This window comes from Arcobacter rhizosphaerae, from assembly GCF_049472155.1.
Lineage (GTDB): Bacteria > Campylobacterota > Campylobacteria > Campylobacterales > Arcobacteraceae > Arcobacter_B.
On sequence record NZ_JBMOVW010000004.1, the window covers coordinates 173,970 to 192,621 of the forward strand.

The window sequence follows — 18,652 nt, forward strand, 5'->3', positions numbered from 1 at the left end:
AAGATAGATTTATGCTATATTCTTATTCAACAAAAAGATTGATATATTTTATAGGAAAACTCAATATGTTATTAGACGATTTAAAAGATTATTTAGGATTTGCTGTTGCTGGAAATTTTGCCAACCACTTAGGAGAAGCTGGGGAAGCTGATGAATTTTCAGTTATTAAAACAGAAGAAAAAGATGCACCAAAAGGAATGTTTCCTTTTTATATTAAAGGCCATGATTCATTTTTGGGAACATATCCTATTTGTGATGAAGTTATTTATACCCATGGAAGAGAAAATGATAACCTACAAGTAGAAGCGGAAGTTGCACTTATTTGTGACTTTATTTATGAAAATGGGAAAGTAAAAGATATTGTTCCTAAATATTTTTCTGCTTTTAATGACTGCTCTATTAGAATCCAAGATGGAAATAAACTAAGTACAAAAAAGAACTGGGGAGAGAATACAAAAGGTATTTCGCAAGATATTATTGAAATAGATAACTTCACAGAAGATGGAATACTAAATAGATACCATATTGCTTCATTTATAAAAAGAGATGGCATTGTACATGATTATGGAACTACAAGTGCAGTAAAATCATATAGCTATTTCTTTAAACAATTAAAAGATTGGATGATTGACAAACTAAACACTCAAGAAGATTGTGGACCACTTGAAGAGTTAACACAATTTATGACAAATGCTAATGAGGCAAAAGGTATATTAATAGCAGCAGGGGCTACTGCTTATGCTGATTTTGGAAAGAAAAACTTCTTACAAAAAGGTGATGAGATTTTTGTTTATGTTTATGATGCACACTTCCACTCATTTGATGATATGTATAATGATATGTGTGGTATGGATACTTTTTTAAGTAAGTGTTCTAAACTTCATCAAATAGTTCAATAAAGTATAAAAGGTATTTCCTTTTATACTTATTTTCTTAAAACTTTAGTATTTACAACTGCAATACTATTTAAACACCCAAATAACTCGCCAGTTATATCTTCAATTTCTTTTGCTTTTTGTTTTAATTCATCATTACTTGCACAAGAGGCATTTAAAGTCATAAACTCTTGCATTAAAATATGGAAAGTTTCTTTCTTATTTTTCAAGTTTTTCCATTCTAAGGATAAAGTATAAGGTAATTTTTTTCTTTCACTTTCAATAATCCATCGGCCTAGTTCAGTCTCTTCATTTTTAACAATATTTATATGACTATATGTATTTAGTTGTTTGTAGTACTCTTTTTTTAGATTAATATTATTATTCTTATATTTTGATATTTGCTGAATCAAATCTATATCATCAACCATATCATAATATTTTTTATTGATCTTTGTTTTTTTAGTAATCCCTAAAAGTCTTGATGATAGTTGTGCTACTTGATTTGATAACTCACCTATATTTGCTGAAGTTGTTGCATTTTCTTGAGTCATTTTATCCAGATTTGATACAGCATCATTTACTTGTATCATTCCTATTTCTTGCTCTTTTATAGCTGCACTTACATTATCAATAATATTTTTTGTATCAATAATTCTTAAAGATAATTTATCATAACCTTTTATCATATTATTTGCTATATCTTTACCTTCATTGGATTTTAGTGTAGCTTCTTGAACCAAAGATTTAATCTCATTTGCTGCTTGTGCACTTCTACTTGCTAAGTTTCTTACTTCTTGTGCAACTACTGCAAAACCTTTTCCAGCTTCTCCTGCTGTTGCAGCTTCTACTGCTGCATTTAAAGATAATATATTTGTTTGAAATGCAATTTTATCAATCACACTAATTGCTTCACTTATAGCTGTAACCTTATCATTTATTTCATCCATAGAGTTTGATGTTTTACTAGCTAAATCATTTCCTGTTTTAGCTGTGTGATTTAATTCATCTGAGATATCAAGCATTTTTTCTACATCTTTACTACTAGTTTTCATATTACTTGTTATTTGCTCAATTGAAGCTGCTGTTTCTTCTAAAGATGTAGCTTGTTCATTTGCACTAGTTGAAAGATTTTGAGAAGACTTACTTAAAGTAATTGTATTTAAATCTAACTCTCTACCTGCATTTGTAATCATTGCGATTAATTGTGAAATAGATTGTCCCAGTAAAACTGAACCAGCAAATAATGTCCCAAAATCACCATATAAACCATCTTTTTCATTTTCTTTTAATCTTGTATCATAAGCACCTTTTGCATAGCCATCTAAAATTTTATTTATATTGGCAACTTTTGAGCTTGTATTTAAAATCATATCATTAATACTAAGTCTTAAAGACTCAACCTCAGCAGTTGCACCATGTTCTTTAATTTGATATTGTAAAAATCCATTTGATGTTTTTTGTGCTATATCGGAGAGTTCACTTACTACTTTTCTATCTTGTTCTATAATCTCTTTTATTTTTACAATCTGTTTATTCATCTCTTTTGTCATTAGTGCAAACTCATCTGAGCCTTTAACCTCAATAGAACTTAAATTATCTTTTTTTCTTATAACATATAAAAAGAAAGATTCTAAACCTTGTTTAAAGGTATCTAAAGATGTGACAATTTTTTTTGTCATAATAAAAACTGATAAAAATACAAAAATTAATACTGTTAAAATTAAAATGGTAATCATTAAAAAGTTTTCATTTACATTTGAGATTTTATTCTCTATTGTATTTAGAAGTTTATTTGTAACATATAACTCTAATACTCTTAATTTTTCAATTCTATTTAAAGATACAAGCTCCCATTGTTTTAAATTTGCACCATAAATATTTTTTGATAAGGTAGATAAAGATTTGAAAGCTTTAGTATCATCTACTTGAATATATTCATTAATTTCCTCAATACTATTTCCATTGTCTCTTAATTCTTGTATTTGCGATGCCATTAATAAATATGTATCAAAAACTCTTTGAATTTTTTTGATTAGCTTTTTTTCTTCTTTTGTTACACCTTTTATTCTTTTATATGCTTTTAATTTTCTTATTATTGATACGTGTTGTTGCTGAAATTTTTGATAACTTTTTTCATTTCCTTCTAAAACATAGTTTTTAAAACTATGGATCAAACCACCATAACCAGCAAGCTCTTTTATTTGAGTTAATAGACTATCTTTACTATTTTTTATAGATATTAATTGCCTAAACTTTTCTACTTCTTTATTTTCTTTAGAATCTAAAAATTGTTTTAACATCTCTAATTCTTTTAAAGATGAAACCTTTTTGAAATTATCTAAATATGTGTCTTGGGAAGATACTAATGAGCCAAATTCAAAGCCTTTTTTAGTTGTAATTCTATCTACTTCAAATATCTCTCTTAAAACTAAAGACTCTTTATAAGCTTTTTCTTTTATATTTAATAAGGAAAGCAAAGCTTGTGAATACTTTGAAAGCTCAGCTTGAGTAGAAAATGAAACTAATTCATCAAAAAAAGATAAAAGATAAGTACTTAAAGAGGAATAGTATCTATTTGCTTTAAATTCATCAATTTGATTGTTTTTAATTTCTGCTCTAATTTTTGATAATTCTTTAAACTCTTTTCGTAGCTTCACAAGGTTTTCATGTACTTTTTTACCATATAAAGAAGAATCAAAACTATCTAAGAATTTATAAAAGTCTTCTATTTTCTCTTGAGTATTGTTTTTTTGTTCTTCTAGTTTATTCTTAAAACTATTTCCATAAGTAGAAATATAAATTGAAGAATAATATCTTTCTTTTTGAAGCTCATTCAATAAAGAACTAGCTTTTATACTAAAGTTTACATATAGTTTTGATTTATACATAGAATCTTTTAAGCTAAACTCTTTTTGTAAAATACTTACTGATAAAATTACAATACTTAGTATAGGAAAAAGCAAAATTAATAAAATTTTATTTTTTAATTTTAAATTATTCATTAGTACTCCAAGATAAATTTAAAATACTATAGTATAAAAAGTATCAATAGATATTGAACAAAAGTTAAAGTGTAACCGTATTGTAATCTACATATTATTAGTGAGTTATTTATTATTTAGAAAAAATTTTAATTATTTTTTGTAATGAAGAATATAACACAAAAGAGGAAATTTACAAAAAAGAGGAAACTCTTTTTTGTTTTTATAAATCAACTAAAGCTTTAAATTTAACTCCACATCTAGCAAGATTATCAATATTTACATGATTTCGTTCATTTATTTTATCATCTTCTATAAACTGATATTTTACTTCTAAGATAACAGGAGTAGTTTTACTTGGAATTTTATAAGTATCATAATATTCACAAAATAAAGCACTTTCACAAGAAGCAATCATAGGAGGGAATTTTTCCTTTATATTTTGAACTTCAATTTCAAACTCTTCTATTTCACTCTGTCCTTTATCAAGTGGAGTTGCACACTTTTGTACAAGTTCTGCATGCTCTTTTTTAGCAAAACATATCGTAGCTTTTTTAGTTTCATTAATATTGGCAAGGGAATCTTTTGGTGTTCCATCATCTTTTTGACCAATAGCAACTAAAACTAAGGCTGGATTTGAAGAAATAGGAATAAAATAAGAAAATGGAGCACAGTTTAAAATACCATTTTCATCTTCTGTAACTATCCAAGCAATAGGTCTTGGAACAACAGTTCCTGACATTATTTTATATCTATTTAAATCATTTACATCTTTGTAATCTAAAATCATTTACTTCCCTTATTTTTCGTTAAATATACAAAATTATAGCTAAACATTAGAATTAAAAAAAATATTAGTTATGATTTTTCAGACTTAATAAATTTGTGTTTCCAATAGTTATTTATTTACTTTCTAAAGGTAAAGTTATTTTAAAATTGGCACCTTTATATATTTGTTCATCTATTACAAACTCTTCATTTTGAACACTTATTTTTCCATTTAAGTGCTTTTCAATAATCTGTTTTGTCATATATAGACCAATACCCGTACCACTATGCTCATCTTTTGTAGTAAAATGTGCTTTAAAGATATCATCTATAATATCCAAAGGTATTCCCCCTGCACTATCTTTGATATTTATGTAAGCATTGTTTTCATCACTATAAATATCAATAACAATAAATCTATTAGATTCATCAACTTGAAGTAGTGCATCCTTAGCATTATTTAAAATATTTAATATTGCTTGTAATAGTTCATTTTTTATAGCTGAAATATAAACACTATTGTAATTTTCAATTATATTAATATAACTATTTTGCAAAGAAGCACTTGTAAGCGAAAGATTTTTCTTCAATAAATCAACTAAATTGAACTCTTCAATACTTTTACGTTCTCTAAAAAAATTTCTAAAATCTTCTATTGTATTAGATAAATGTTTTGTAGTTTCTACTATCTTAGAAAAGTCTTTTTCTAACTCATCTTTTTCTAAAATATCATACTGCATTTTTAAAGAGTTTCCACTAGCTATTGTGGAAATTGCACTTAAAGGTTGTCTCCATTGATGTGCAATATTAGCTATCATTTCACCCATTAAAGCCATTTTAGATTGACTATAAAGTAATTGGTCTTTTTTTCTATTTTTACGAACTTCTTCTTTAAATCTATTTTTTAATTTATCATTTAACTCTTCAAGTTCTTTTGTCTTTTCTTCAACTTTAAACTCTAAAGAAGCATTTATATTTTTAAGTGCATTTTTTTGGCTTTCTATTCTTAATTTATGTTTTTTTAATAAGTAGTTTAGTTTTGATGAAATAAAGTATGAAAAGATTAAAGCAATTACTAAAAATATTAATACAATTTGAAGCATTTCTTTAATACTTTCTTCTATTTTTTCTTTATTTGAACCTAATATTTGTTCAATATTTTTATCTATATTATTTACATCAATTGCGATTGTTATAAGCCAATCCCAATGTTTTATATAATTTACTACATATAACTTATAATTTTTATCATTTATTTTTTTCCAAATAAAACCAAATTTTTCATTTGACAAGCCTACTCTTGATTTATTCATAAAATCATATATAGACTCTAAAACCTCTTCATTATTTTCATAACTCTTAAAACTTCTATTTATATATTTTTCATCTTTTGAATGTTGTAATATTCTAAAGTTTTCATCAAGAGTTAGAATATATCCATTTTGAGGAATACTCATTAAGTCTAATCTTTTTTTTACTTCATCTTTTGTTATGGTTTCATACTCATCTACATCGACACTATAACCTACAACAAAATTAAGATTTTTAAAGTTTTTTATATATGAAACCTTAAGCTTATCAATTTTTTTATTTAATGAAAATGATTTATTATATAAAATAAACCCCTCTTCTTTATTTTCAATTATATACTTAAGTTTTTGTAAGAACTGTTTATTTGAGTAAAGTTCTGATTCTGAATCATGAATATAATCTGAATTCACTAAATTTAAACCATTTTCATAGCTAAATATAAAATATTTCCCTTTATCTTTTTTTTGTATATCATTCAAAGCCTTTAAAAGCTCATCTTGTATAGCACTTTTTGAAATATTGTTTTTTAAATCAAACCTACTTAATATATTATTAGTAAAACTTATTTTTGATTTTATATTATCTTTTATTATATTTAGAGTACTTGCTTTTTTAAATTTAATATAAGAATTAACAGATTCAACTATTGTTGAAACTCTTAACTCTTCTTGATCTAAAAAATTATCTTTTAATTTATTATAGTCTGTTTCAAATTTTAAATTTGATTTTTGTATATGAACAAAAGTAAGTATTGAAGCTGTTAATATAATAAACACCATAGGTATTATATATATTAAACCTGTTAAGTGTTTCTCTTTAAACATTCTTTTAGATTTTAAACTCTTGTTCTACTTGCTTAGCTAAAAGTTCACCTTTCACACTTAAAGTTGAATCTGAAATATACTCTTGTTTTTTAAGATTTTTTAATAAACGTTTTCCTTCTTTTAGTGAAAAAAGACCACTATTTTCAAGCTTTAAAACTACATCATTTAAAGATTCGTCATCATCTTTTTTCAAAATTCCTAAAAGCAAAACTTTTTCATTTATATCCATGTTTTAATCCTAATAAAATATAGAGCAAATAGCATAAATGCTAAGCCTAAAACAATGGTAATTATAGCAAGTGAAGTTAAAGTTGCCATTAATCCAATAAACAAAGTTGTTATCACACAAGCAATCATAAAGAACATATCATTATAAGAAATAACTCTTCCTAAATACTCATCATCACATTTTTCTTGTAATAAAGCATAAGTAATTGACCATAAAACCGTTGTAAATAAACCTGTCATAAACACAAATATAAGAGATAAATAGAAATTATATTGAGTTAATCCCCAAAGAATAATAGCAATACCTTGAATTATTAATAAGTAGTGAATATTTGTTTTATTTACATACTTTGATATAAAAAATGGTCCTATCATTAAAGCAAAGGCTCTTACTGCATTTGATATACCTATAGCTAAAGGTACTGCAATTACATATTTATACTCATTTTTTGCTAAAAGTGTAACTAAAGTATCAAAAGAGGTAAGTCCTACACTTGCATGTAAAAAAATCAAGTGCATTATCTTTGGATTTTCTTTTATATAAAAAAAGCCATCTTTTATTAAAGCAAATATTTTATGTTTTATTTCGCTTTGTTTTACTTCAAAATCAATTCTAAGTAGTACTAAAAGAGCCACTAGAAAAAATCCTGCATCAATTATAAAAGCTGTTCTAACTCCAACATAATTTACGACAACACCACTTACACCCATTCCAGCAGAATATGCAAAAGACCATATTATCGAATGAATTTCATTTGCTTTTTGTAAGGCTGGTCCTTTTACTAACTTAGCAAGTAATGACATCTCCGTTGAGAAGAACATAGAAGCACAACTCATTCTAATAAATATAAATATCATTAAAAGCCAAATTTCACTTTTATCATCAATAAAAAGAAAACAAAGTGTCATTAAAAGTTCAACACTTAAAAGAGCAACCATTAAATTTTTAAGTTTAAACCTATCAATAATTGCCCCTGAAAATGGAGCTATTAATACTGCTGGTAAAAAGTGCATTGCTGTAACAACAGCAATAGCAAGTTCAGAAGAGCCAAACTGTACAAGCATAGTATAAATAGCAACATTTGAAAACCACGCTCCAAAATATGCTATTAATTGTACAGCTGATAAATCTCTAATTACTTTATGTTTTGAAAATAACTCACGATAATTCAATTTGGATTAAAACCTCTTGATACATTGCAGAAAAAGAATCTTCATCTTCTTTATTTACAGTTAAGTAGTTTACATATTTATTTCCAGCATAGAAAAATGCACAGTTTTCTTTTATGTCATTATTGATTTTTACTTTAAATTTTGCACTTCCATATTTTGAAGAAATCTTAACTTCTTGATTATCTTCAAAACTACTTTTAGAATTTAGATATACAAAATTATCACTATTAAACTGTGAATTTAAAGATTTTTTACTTTTTGCAGTTATTAAATAATAGTTATCGTCAGTTTTATCTTTATATAAAGGTTCAATATCAACCTCTTCTATAAACTCAAAAGTTTCAAATTTTTCATATTCTACTTTATTATCTTTATAATATTCTAATATTTCATCTTTTTGCATCAAAGGTTCATAAGAAAATTTTTCAATTAAATATTTTGCTAAATCATATTCATTTATTGTTTCTTTTAATGGTTCATTTACAATTTCAGAAATAGCAATATTTTCATGTCCATAAGATAATCTAACATCTTCTTTACTTAAAAAATCAGAAGAAGGAATAATAAGATTTGCATATTCACAAGTATCATTATTTGTTGTACCAAAAAAAACAACAAATGTATTTTTAAGCCCGTTTATCACAGCTTGCGTATTAGGTGCAGATACAACAGGATTTGCTCCTTGAATAAATACTAAATCATAAGCAGAAAAATCTACACTAGGAACAGGGATTTTTTTATTTTTCCCTTTAACTTCAAACTGTTTTTCATAGCCATAATTTGAATCACTTAAGTACCATACTCCACCTGTTTCTTGCTTATAAATACCTAAAAACATTGCAAAACCATCAATACATCTCATGATTTGAGAACCTTCAAAATATTTTTGAACCCCAAGCCCTAAAACTATTGATACTTTTTTATTTTCTATAATATCAAAAAACTTATATGCATCATCAAGTGCAATTCCTGTAGTAGCTTCATAAGATACTAAAGGTCTGTTTTTAGAAATATCAAAAAACCAATCATGCCCTTCACTATTGTCTTCCAAATACTCTTCATCATCCAATCTATTCATAAAAGCTAATCTAGTTAAATATAAAGCTAACTCGTAATCAGTTTTAGGATTTAGTTGTAAATGAAGTTCTGATTTCTTAGCAATTTGTGTTTTTATTGGATCAATTGTAATAAATATCTTATCTTTTACAAGCTTATATATATGAGAAGAAGTTTCAGTAAAATTTCTACCCCAAACTATAATCACATCTGAATCAATTAAATCTTGAATTGGAGGATTTTGTACACTTCCTCTACTAGCTTCAATACCAGCACCTCCACCTCCATCACATAAGCTACCTTTTGTTAAAACAGCTCCGTGTTTAGCAAAGAAGTTTTTAGGAGCACTTTGCATTACACCTAAGTTTCCACTTCCCTTGTAATATAAAGTAGAACTTGAAGGTGTAGTCTTTAGTTTTTTCTCTAAAATATCTAAAGACTCTTCCAAAGAGATATCTTTTCCTTCAAATTTTGCATTTTTTAAATTATCTTCTTTTAATAAAGAAGCAAAATTAACACATAATCTACCATTTGTGATTTTATTTTCTTTTGAACCTTTTATAACTCCTTCATTACTTACTGCTTGACAAGTATCATAACAGTCTAAAGGACAGGCTACTTTTTTATTTAAACTCAATTTTTACTAACCTTGAAAATGTTTTTACCTTATCTACAATAATTTCTACTTTATATGATGAAATATGTGATGAATCAGCAACAGAATATATTTTATTTATTTTTATATCTGATTCTTTTCCATCTAAAAATATTTTTTTATTTTTTATAGTTTCAATACTTGAAATTGGCACAAAAAACTCTAGTTTACCTTTTGATAAATCTTGTGCTTCATATAAAAGTGTTCCAGGATTTACATAATCCCCTTTTTTTACTGCGATATTAGATATATAATTTGATTTTTCAATCAACCTTTTTTTTGAAATTGTATCTTTTAAATTCTCTATTTTTATAATAATATCTGCTTTTGATGATTTTAAATTTACAACTTTTAATTTTTGAGAGTCTTTTTCAAAAGCAGGCTTTGAAGATACTCTTTTTAATCTATCATAGTTTTTTTGTTCAATATTAATCATTTCATTAATATATGAAAGTTTATTTCTTGATTGTTCTAAATCTATTTTATCTACATTTGAATCTATTTGAACAATTAAAGAATCATTTGCTTTTGTTCCTTCAACTTCATCATTTGTATAAATAACTTTTCCTGAAACTGAAGATTTTATTTTATAACTATTCACTGGTTCTAATTTTGCATAATATTCACTTGCAAAAACTGAACCAACAAAAAACATACATATTAACAATGCTCTCATTTATTATCCTTTTAGATTAAGTCTTCTTAAAAGCTTTATAATATCTTTTTTTAAAATATCAACATCTTTAGTATTTTCTAAATTATAAATCAACTCATCTAATTTTGGGTCTTTATTTATATAAACACTCAATATTTTCAATAGTTCATTAGATGATTTTGTTAATTTAACCTTCTTAATTAAAGGCATTTCATTAAGCTTTTTAGAGTTTCTTAAATTTATAACATAATAATATAAACCTAATGTTAATAGTGTTGATATAATACCTAAAGAAAAGTATATTAACTTATCTTTTAAAGAACTTTCTTCAATAATCTTAACTATTTGTTTCTCTTTGAACTCTTTTACTTCTTTAGGTAGCTTTTCTAAAACAGCTTTATTTAAAGAAGAATCACTTACCTTTGAATCTAAAATATCTATATATATTTCTTTTGTTTTTTTTGTAAATACTTTATTTGTTTTTTTATCAAAATAACTAAGAGAAAAAGAAGGAATAGTATAAGATTTATCAGATACAATTGTATAAGTTTTTTTATAAGTACCTTTATTTTTATTATCTATATACTTAGTTTCTATTTTAGGCTTATTAGAATAGATATTTACATCTGGAATTTCTAAATTAAAATCTTTTATATCATCAAAGTTACCATGTCCTACTATTTCGATAGTATAATTTATAGCTTCAAGACTTTTAGTTTGAGATTTATTTACATTTGCCTTTATTTCAAAATTACCAATAAGATTAATATTTTTGGGAAGTTCTTTTACTTTAAATTTCAAAGCATTTGAATATATTCTTTCTTTCGATATCGAATTTGAAAAGAATGAAATACTTCTACTACTATTATCTACATATTGAGTATCTATTCTTAAAGGTTCAATTACTAATTCTCCTGCTTTTTGAGGGAAAAGTAAAAATTTCAATTCTGTAATAGTAAAACCATTTTCTTCATAACTATTTTGATAATCAAGTTTTTTATACCAAAAATTTTTAAAATCAGGATTAATAAAAGATAAATCTAAGATTTGTGTTTGTGTTTTATATTTAAATTTTAATAATAGTTCAAAACTTTCTGATACATATAGATTTTTCTTACTACTTGATATCTCAAAATCAAAAATATTTGACTTACTTTTTTGAGGTAAAGATAGTTTTATTTGTTTTTCTTGTGTTTTAAACTCTTTACTATCAACTATAAAGTTTAATGGGGGAAATACAAAATCTTTTGTGGGATAAATAGAATATACTCTATTTATTTTTTTACTTATTGTTGAATTTATAATAGAAGTAGATGATGTATTAGAAATAATAGAAGTTTTAAAACCTGCTATTTCATCTAGTTTTGGAAACTTTATATTTTCACCTTCTACTTCAATGTTAAAAATACAAGGTTCATCTTTTATACAAATAGAAGGTAAATCTAATTTGACATCAGCAAATAAACCATTAAGAAAAAGAAAAAAAAGAAATATAAATCTAAATTTTTTCATATCTAAAATTCCAATGTTCCTTCAATAGCGAAATTAGCTTTAGAATCAAGTTCCGCATGGGATAAAACTGCCACTTGTAAACCAAATTTCTCATATATTTCTGAAATTCTTTTTCTAAGTGAAGGATCAACAACCATTGCTACTTTACTAAAACCTTTTGCTTCTATTTGCTCTATTAAATCTTTTGTATGAGTAACTAAATTATTAATTTCTGCAATTGATAACATAAGTTGTGTAGCTCCATGTTGATCTTGGATTTTACCAATGAACTGTTGCTCTAACTCTGGTTTAATAGTAATAATATGTAAAATACCATCATTATCAACAAACTTCTGTGTAATTAATCTATAAAGCTTTGATCTTACGTGTTCTAATAAAACATCAGGAGCTTTTGTAAATTCTGCTATATCAGCAATTGCTTCTACAATTGTTAACATATCCACAATAGGTATTTTTTCATGAAGTAAATCTTTACATACTTTTAATAAAGTACCATAAGAAGTAACTTTCATAGCTTCATCTACAACAATTGGGAAATCTTTTTTTAATCTATCAATAATATCAACAATATCTTGTCTTGTAATAATATCCTCAGCATGCTTTTTGATAATTTCAGAAATATGAGTTGATATAATTGTAGGTGCATCAACTACTGTAAATCCTTTCATTAATGCTTCTTCTTTTAAATCTTGCGAAATCCAAGTTGCATCTAAATTAAATACAGGTTCCTTTACTTTTAAACCTCTTAGTTTTTCACTACCTAAACCACCCATAGCAAGTAGTTTATCAGTTTCAACTCTTCCTTTTACTAAAGGAATTCTTTTTAAATACAATTGATATTCATTTGGTGCTAAAGAAGCGTCATCAGATATTCTAATTTGAGGAATAATAAAACCTAATTCCCCTGCTATAGTCTTTCTAATTGCTTTTATTTTATCTAATAACTCTGAATTTCCTTGAACTAATTGAAGTAGTCTAATTCCAAGCTTTAACTCTAATACTTCTAGCTTCATTATAGTCTCAATATTCTGTTCTTCATTAGCAGCTGATGCTTGTTTTTTCTTTTCTTTGATAGTTTCAACATCATCTGACATTCTTGCTTTTGGTTTAAGCTTATCCGCTTCTTGAGTTTTAAAGAATCTTGTAACAGCATTATCTTGCTCATTTTCAATCATGCTTATAGTATAACCTATAAAGATCATAATTGAACCCATTACAATTAAAATACCTGTTGGAAAACCTGGAACAAAACCAAATAAAATCATTCCTATTCCAACTAATACTAAAGCTTTAGAGTCTTTTACAAGTTGCATAACTGATTGATTAGCAAACTTATCTTCATCCATATTTGAACGTGTAATAATAATGGCCGTTGCTGTTGATAATATAAGTGCAGGAATTTGAGCTACTAATCCATCTCCAATAGTTAAGATTGTGTATATCTCACCACTTTGAGCTACAGTCATATCGTGTTGAAATAAACCTATTAATAGTCCACCTATTAGATTTACAAGAGTAATAATAATACCAGCAACAGCATCACCTTTTACAAACTTTGAAGATCCATCCATAGCACCATAAAAATTTGCTTCTGAAATCAAAGACTTTCTTCTTTCTTGGGCTTGTTTATCATCAATAAATCCAGCATTTAAATCAGCATCAATTGCCATTTGTTTACCAGGCATAGAATCAAGATTAAATCTTGCTGTAACTTCGGCAACCCTTGTAGCACCTTTTGTTACAACCATAAAGTTAATAAGTACCAAAATAATAAATACAATAATACCAATAACCATATTTCCACTAACAACAAACTCACCAAATGCAGAAATTATGGAACTTACAGCATCAGGACCATTATGTCCTTCGCTTAAAATTGATCTTGTTGTAGCAATATTTAAGGACAGTCTGAATAGTGCTAAAATAAGTATAATTGTTGGAAAAGTAGTTAAGTCTGAGGGTTTATGAATATATAATGATATTAATAAAATTAATAAAGATAAAGATAAAGATATTACCAAGAAGAAATCTAATATACCCTTAGATAAGGGAACTATAATAATTACTAATATAGATACAAATAATGCAACTACAAATAAATCTTTCGATAATATCTTTCTAATGTTCATTTACGACTTTAACTTTTTATTTTAAATAACTATCTAATAAAATTAACTAATGATAATTCACTAGTTTTTTGAATTGTTGAATATAATGCTGTAAATGTTAATTCAAGTGCTTTTGCTTCCATAGCAACTTTACCTAAATCAACTCCTGCAATCTTTTGAAACATAATATTATATTGTGTTAATTTAGCAGAATTTTTTTCCTCTGAAATTTCAAATACTTTGTTTCTACCACCTAGCTCTGCATGAGCAACATTTACTGCATCATAAGCAGCATTAATATTGTTTAAACCTTCATCTAATAAAGTATTTGCTTCTGCTGTAGTAATTGGATTACCATTTGAATCTACTTTATTTAATGAATTTACTATTGAATCAAGTTCATCAAAAATATTTGTTTTAGCTTGAAATTTTGTACCATCAACATTAGGTGTAGTTATTTGATATGGAAATTTTGTTGAATTTGCACCTGTATTTGCACTAACTGTTAACTCTTCAGTTGTTGCATTTCCATTAAAATCATATTTAACTAACTTTGTAGGAGTTGTTAAAGAATCAGGCTTCCACTCAAAACCATCTTGATCTACAATTCTTTGAGAAGTTGAAAACTCTAATGTATCAGCTTTAGTTGCTATATCCGTTGGATACATCATCATATCAAAACCATTTACACCTTTTTCTCTATAAGAACCCTCATCAACTGCAATTTTTCTTAAATGATTATCTCCATTATAAGAAACTTTTCCTGTAGTAGGATCTTCTGTAAAAGCTGGGATTGATGAATCAGAACCAGAAAATAAATATTCACCATCTATTCTTGTATTTGCAAGATCTAACATATTTTGTTTAACACCTGCTATACTTACAGCAATTGCTTTTTTACCTTCATCTGTTGTAGTATCAGTATTCGATTTTAAAAGCTCACTTTTAACTTGTTCTAAAAGACTTTTTATCCCTGTAACAGCAGAATCAGAAGCTTTATTATGAATAGTTGTTTTATTCAATTGAGCTTTTATTCCTTCAAAAGTTCTAATTTTATCTTCTGTAAAAATTTGTCTTGTAAAAAGTACCGCATCATCACTACCATTATCAATTATTTTACCACTAGATTTTTGATAAGAAATTCTTTCTTGCTCAGCATTTAACTTATCTAATCTATACATTGTAACTTCAGTTTGATTTATCATTGTAATACCTTTCTGAACATTTGTATAATTTCATTAAAATTATATTGTTCTTGTGTACCTTGAGTTAAAAACTCTCGTATTTGTTCTTTTTTAGCCATAGCCTCATCTAATTCAGGATCCATTCCTGGTTTATATGCACCTACTCTCACTAAAACTTCATTTTCTTTTATTAATGATAATACTCTTTTTAACTTTAAAAAGCCATTATAATGCTCTTTATCTACAACTTTATCCATAACCCTTGAAGCTGATTTAAGTAAATTTACAGGAGGATAAAAACCTTGTTCTGTTAGCTCTCTTGTTAAGACAATATGCCCATCAAGAATTGATCTACTTTGATCAGCAATAGGGTCATTCATATCATCTCCATCAACTAGTACAGTAAAAAAGGCTGTTAAAGATCCTTTTTCATTATTTCCTGCACGTTCCATCAATTGAGGTAAAAGAGCAAATACTGAGGGTGGATATCCCCTACTTACAGGTGGTTCACCAGTACTTAAGCCTATTTCTCTTTGAGCCATAGCAAACCTTGTAACTGAATCCATCATTAATAAAACATCATGTCCCTTATCTCTAAAATATTCAGCAATTGCCATAGCTGTAAAGGCCCCGTATTTTCGCATAAGAGCAGATTCATCTGAGGTTGCTGCAATTATTACAGTGTTTTCTAAATTATTATCCAGATTATAATGAATAAATTCAGGAATTTCACGACCTCTTTCCCCAATAAGTGCAACTACTTTTATTTGTGCTTCACAACCTTTTACAATCATTCCCATAAGTGTAGACTTACCTACCCCTGAACCTGCAAAAATACCTACTTTTTGTCCTTTTCCAGAAGTAAGCATAGAATCAATAGATTTTACTCCTGTTGAAAATCTTTCATCAATTATTCCTCTATCCAAAGGAGCCATAGAAAGCTTATTTATAGCAGATGTTTCATGTAAATCTTTTATCTTACCTTTATCATCAATAGGCTCACCTAAGGCATTAACTACTCTTCCAAGTAAGCCATAACCACATTTAACAGATAAGCCTTCTTTTTGTAAATAAACCTTGTCATGTATTCTAAATCCATCAATAAAAGAAAAAGGTACAATTGTAAAGTCAGCCCCATTAATAGAAGCTATCATTCCAAGAACTGTATAAAGATGTTGTACCGATTCAATCTTTACAATATCTCCAACTGCAACTTCAAGACCTGTTGCCGTAACTGTTGTAGTTGAAATATTTTTTATTCGCCCAAAAGCAATAGATAAATCACTTGAATCAATATTATTTATAAGCTTATCTAAATCCATTACATCTCATCACACATTTTTTTGTATAAACTATCAACTGTACCATTAACCTCTTTACATTTTAAAATATACTCTTGCTTTTTTGTTTGATTATTTAAACTATTATAAATATTTATTAAATCATAATAAACTTTAACCTCATCATTAGGCTTAATTCTTCTTGTATTTTTTAGACCTTCCAGTAAATAATCTTTTGATTTTTGAATATTATTCTCATCTTCTTGTAGTTTAGCCAAAGACATTTCCACAAAAGGAGAATAAACAAAAGCATTTATTTCTTTTTGTTTTTCATAAAGTTTCTGTAAAAACTCAACAGCTTTATCTTTTTTTCTATGTTTTAATAAATAAAAATAGTAATCATAATAAAAATCTACAATAACTGGATTATTTTTATTTTGTTCAATAAATTGTTTATTTCTTGTTGCATAAGAAAAGAATTTATCTAAAGATAAAGTATCATTTTGATGTTTTATGATTTTATATCTAATTAAAAACTCTTTAGAAAGAATATCTTTATTATTTACCATCTCAACTTTAGCAGAAAAATCTAAAGCTTCATCATATAAACCTAAAGCTAAAGCCATTTTTTCTAAATATAAATATATATTTGCATCTCTACTTGTATTAAAAGTGTTTTTTATTTGAGTATAAGCTCTTTCATAAGGTACATCAATTAAACATTGAAAAAATTTATATTTTACACTATCATCTTCAATTAATCTTTCTAAAGTTGAACTTCTAGCTGTTTGAAGTGCATCATGAAGAGTAAAGCATTGGTCATCATTTAATAACATTTTTATTCTATCTATATTAACTTCATCAAAAAGAACAGTCATTGAATCATAACCAAATCTTCTAGCAATTGTATCTGAAATAGTTCTGTAAATTTTTTTCTTTCTTAAAATTTTATCAAATTGTTTACCCTCTTTTTCATTTATAAGCTCTTGTAATAAAGCCTTTTGTTGCATAGACTCTGAATTTTCATACTTCTGTGAAACAACTGTTGTTTTTAAAATATTTTGTCGCATTAATATTTCATCAATATACATTTTTGCTTTTTGGAAATATGCCCCTTGTGAATAATCATTTATGATATCTTCATATAAAGCTTTTGCTTTTTCTAAGTAATAGTTTGTTCCATCATACATTAACATATATGTATTTGCTAATTTAAATTTAAAATCCTCAATTGATTCTTCTTTTGTTGTTCTATTTAAAAGCTCTTTTAAAATATTAGCTGCATGTCTTGGCATATTTGCTTTTATTAATTTATTTATTTTTTTATTTGCTAAATAAGAATCATTAGCATAGAAGTCTATATTATTTTTTAATACCTGAGATATTAATTCATTTGCTTTATCAAACTCTTCTGTAAAAATATATAAATCAAAAAGTTCATTTGCTACAATAGTAGCTACTTCTTTATCTTTTGTTTTAGTTAATATTTCATATAAAATTCTAATAGCCATTTTTGGCTCTTTTTGATATTTATAAACCTTCGCAAGAGCGATTTTACCTCTTGTTTTAACTATTTTATCATTAAAGTTATTAACTATTATTTCAGCAAAATACTTAGCATCTTTTGATCTATTTGATTCTAGTTTTAAATCAACCAATAACTCATAAGCCCTTGGTAAATCATACTCATTTATTTTAGAAGAATTAATAGCTTCTTCTAAAACTTTTGCTCCATCAACAATAAATCTTTTTGACTCTTTTTTTAATGATAATTCACTATAAAGAAGAATAATATCAGAGTTTAGAACTTTTAATCTATTTTTATCTTTAAAGCTTTTAATCTGAGCATAAGCTTCATCAACTTTCCCATCTTTAGCTAGTTGTCTAGCATTTTGTATTAAATCAAAACCATCACTTATTTTTTGTTTTCTTTGTTCTGAAATTTGAATACCTGAAGAGTTAATAAAACTATAATAAAAATCTTTTTTTGCATATAAAAAATTTACAATTAGAAAAAATATAATTAAAAATTTCAAATC

The 18,652-nt window shown here is 26.1% G+C and carries 13 protein-coding genes; 1 reads left to right on the forward strand and 12 read right to left on the reverse strand.

The features are described from left to right. Positions 1-65 precede the first annotated feature (65 nt). On the forward strand, positions 66-899 hold the full coding sequence (locus tag ACH5BH_RS08335; RefSeq protein ID WP_423298049.1) for a DUF5718 family protein: 834 nt from the start codon (positions 66-68) through the stop codon (positions 897-899). A 26-nt stretch (positions 900-925) separates the two neighbouring features. Here the strand turns inward: ACH5BH_RS08335 and ACH5BH_RS08340 are convergent, their stop codons facing one another. The 12 genes from ACH5BH_RS08340 to ACH5BH_RS08395 all read right to left on the reverse strand — a co-directional run bounded on the left by ACH5BH_RS08340 (position 926) and on the right by ACH5BH_RS08395 (position 18,649). After that, positions 926-3,880, reverse strand: a complete 2,955-nt coding sequence (locus tag ACH5BH_RS08340) for a methyl-accepting chemotaxis protein (protein ID WP_423298050.1) — start codon at positions 3,878-3,880, stop codon at positions 926-928. 202 nt (positions 3,881-4,082) lie between these two features. Then, a complete protein-coding gene (locus tag ACH5BH_RS08345; RefSeq protein ID WP_423298051.1) occupies positions 4,083-4,649 on the reverse strand; it encodes a flavin reductase family protein in 567 nt (188 codons plus the stop codon). Positions 4,650-4,761: 112 nt separating this feature from the next. Further along, positions 4,762-6,762: a sensor histidine kinase gene (locus ACH5BH_RS08350; RefSeq protein ID WP_423298052.1), complete on the reverse strand. Its 2,001-nt coding sequence runs from the start codon at positions 6,760-6,762 to the stop codon at positions 4,762-4,764. Between the two features lie 4 nt (positions 6,763-6,766). Then, entirely contained in the window at positions 6,767-6,991 is a 225-nt protein-coding gene (locus ACH5BH_RS08355) for a hypothetical protein (protein ID WP_404305600.1), read from the reverse strand. Further along, positions 6,982-8,163 (reverse strand): MFS transporter, encoded by a 1,182-nt coding sequence (locus tag ACH5BH_RS08360; RefSeq protein ID WP_404305602.1) that lies wholly within the window; start codon positions 8,161-8,163, stop codon positions 6,982-6,984. Before ACH5BH_RS08360 ends, ACH5BH_RS08355 begins: the two co-directional genes overlap by 10 nt. Then, positions 8,150-9,856: a molybdopterin-dependent oxidoreductase gene (locus tag ACH5BH_RS08365; protein WP_423298053.1), complete on the reverse strand. Its 1,707-nt coding sequence runs from the start codon at positions 9,854-9,856 to the stop codon at positions 8,150-8,152. The genes ACH5BH_RS08360 and ACH5BH_RS08365 overlap by 14 nt, the downstream gene beginning before the upstream one ends. Continuing rightward, complete coding sequence (locus tag ACH5BH_RS08370; protein WP_423298054.1) at positions 9,843-10,550, reverse strand: efflux RND transporter periplasmic adaptor subunit; 708 nt, start codon at positions 10,548-10,550, stop codon at positions 9,843-9,845. Before ACH5BH_RS08370 ends, ACH5BH_RS08365 begins: the two co-directional genes overlap by 14 nt. 3 nt (positions 10,551-10,553) lie before the next feature. Further along, the gene (locus tag ACH5BH_RS08375; RefSeq protein WP_423298055.1) at positions 10,554-12,041 is read right to left on the reverse strand and encodes a BatD family protein; all 1,488 of its coding nucleotides are present in this window, start codon (positions 12,039-12,041) and stop codon (positions 10,554-10,556) included. A gap of 2 nt (positions 12,042-12,043) precedes the next feature. After that, on the reverse strand, positions 12,044-14,170 hold the full coding sequence (gene flhA / locus ACH5BH_RS08380; protein ID WP_423298056.1) for a flagellar biosynthesis protein FlhA: 2,127 nt from the start codon (positions 14,168-14,170) through the stop codon (positions 12,044-12,046). Positions 14,171-14,199: 29 nt separating this feature from the next. Continuing rightward, entirely contained in the window at positions 14,200-15,354 is a 1,155-nt protein-coding gene (locus ACH5BH_RS08385; RefSeq protein ID WP_423298057.1) for a flagellin N-terminal helical domain-containing protein, read from the reverse strand. After that, positions 15,351-16,655 (reverse strand): flagellar protein export ATPase FliI, encoded by a 1,305-nt coding sequence (fliI, locus tag ACH5BH_RS08390; protein WP_404305614.1) that lies wholly within the window; start codon positions 16,653-16,655, stop codon positions 15,351-15,353. The genes ACH5BH_RS08385 and fliI overlap by 4 nt, the downstream gene beginning before the upstream one ends. Continuing rightward, positions 16,655-18,649 carry a tetratricopeptide repeat protein gene (locus ACH5BH_RS08395; protein WP_423298058.1) on the reverse strand — a complete coding sequence of 665 codons (1,995 nt, stop codon included), beginning with the start codon at positions 18,647-18,649 and terminating at the stop codon, positions 16,655-16,657. The genes fliI and ACH5BH_RS08395 overlap by 1 nt, the downstream gene beginning before the upstream one ends. Positions 18,650-18,652 lie beyond the last annotated feature (3 nt).

What these genes read in the sequence shown, in the direction of transcription:
- fliI (WP_404305614.1), bottom strand. Translation starts at nt 16,655, where the DNA reads ATGGATTTAGATAAGCTTATAAATAATATTGATTCAAGTGATTTATCT.
- ACH5BH_RS08340 (WP_423298050.1), bottom strand. Translation starts at nt 3,880, where the DNA reads ATGAATAATTTAAAATTAAAAAATAAAATTTTATTAATTTTGCTTTTT.
- ACH5BH_RS08385 (WP_423298057.1), bottom strand. Translation starts at nt 15,354, where the DNA reads ATGATAAATCAAACTGAAGTTACAATGTATAGATTAGATAAGTTAAAT.
- ACH5BH_RS08350 (WP_423298052.1), bottom strand. Translation starts at nt 6,762, where the DNA reads ATGTTTAAAGAGAAACACTTAACAGGTTTAATATATATAATACCTATG.
- ACH5BH_RS08345 (WP_423298051.1), bottom strand. Translation starts at nt 4,649, where the DNA reads ATGATTTTAGATTACAAAGATGTAAATGATTTAAATAGATATAAAATA.
- ACH5BH_RS08335 (WP_423298049.1), top strand. Translation starts at nt 66, where the DNA reads ATGTTATTAGACGATTTAAAAGATTATTTAGGATTTGCTGTTGCTGGA.
- ACH5BH_RS08355 (WP_404305600.1), bottom strand. Translation starts at nt 6,991, where the DNA reads ATGGATATAAATGAAAAAGTTTTGCTTTTAGGAATTTTGAAAAAAGAT.
- ACH5BH_RS08375 (WP_423298055.1), bottom strand. Translation starts at nt 12,041, where the DNA reads ATGAAAAAATTTAGATTTATATTTCTTTTTTTTCTTTTTCTTAATGGT.
- ACH5BH_RS08370 (WP_423298054.1), bottom strand. Translation starts at nt 10,550, where the DNA reads ATGAGAGCATTGTTAATATGTATGTTTTTTGTTGGTTCAGTTTTTGCA.
- flhA (WP_423298056.1), bottom strand. Translation starts at nt 14,170, where the DNA reads ATGAACATTAGAAAGATATTATCGAAAGATTTATTTGTAGTTGCATTA.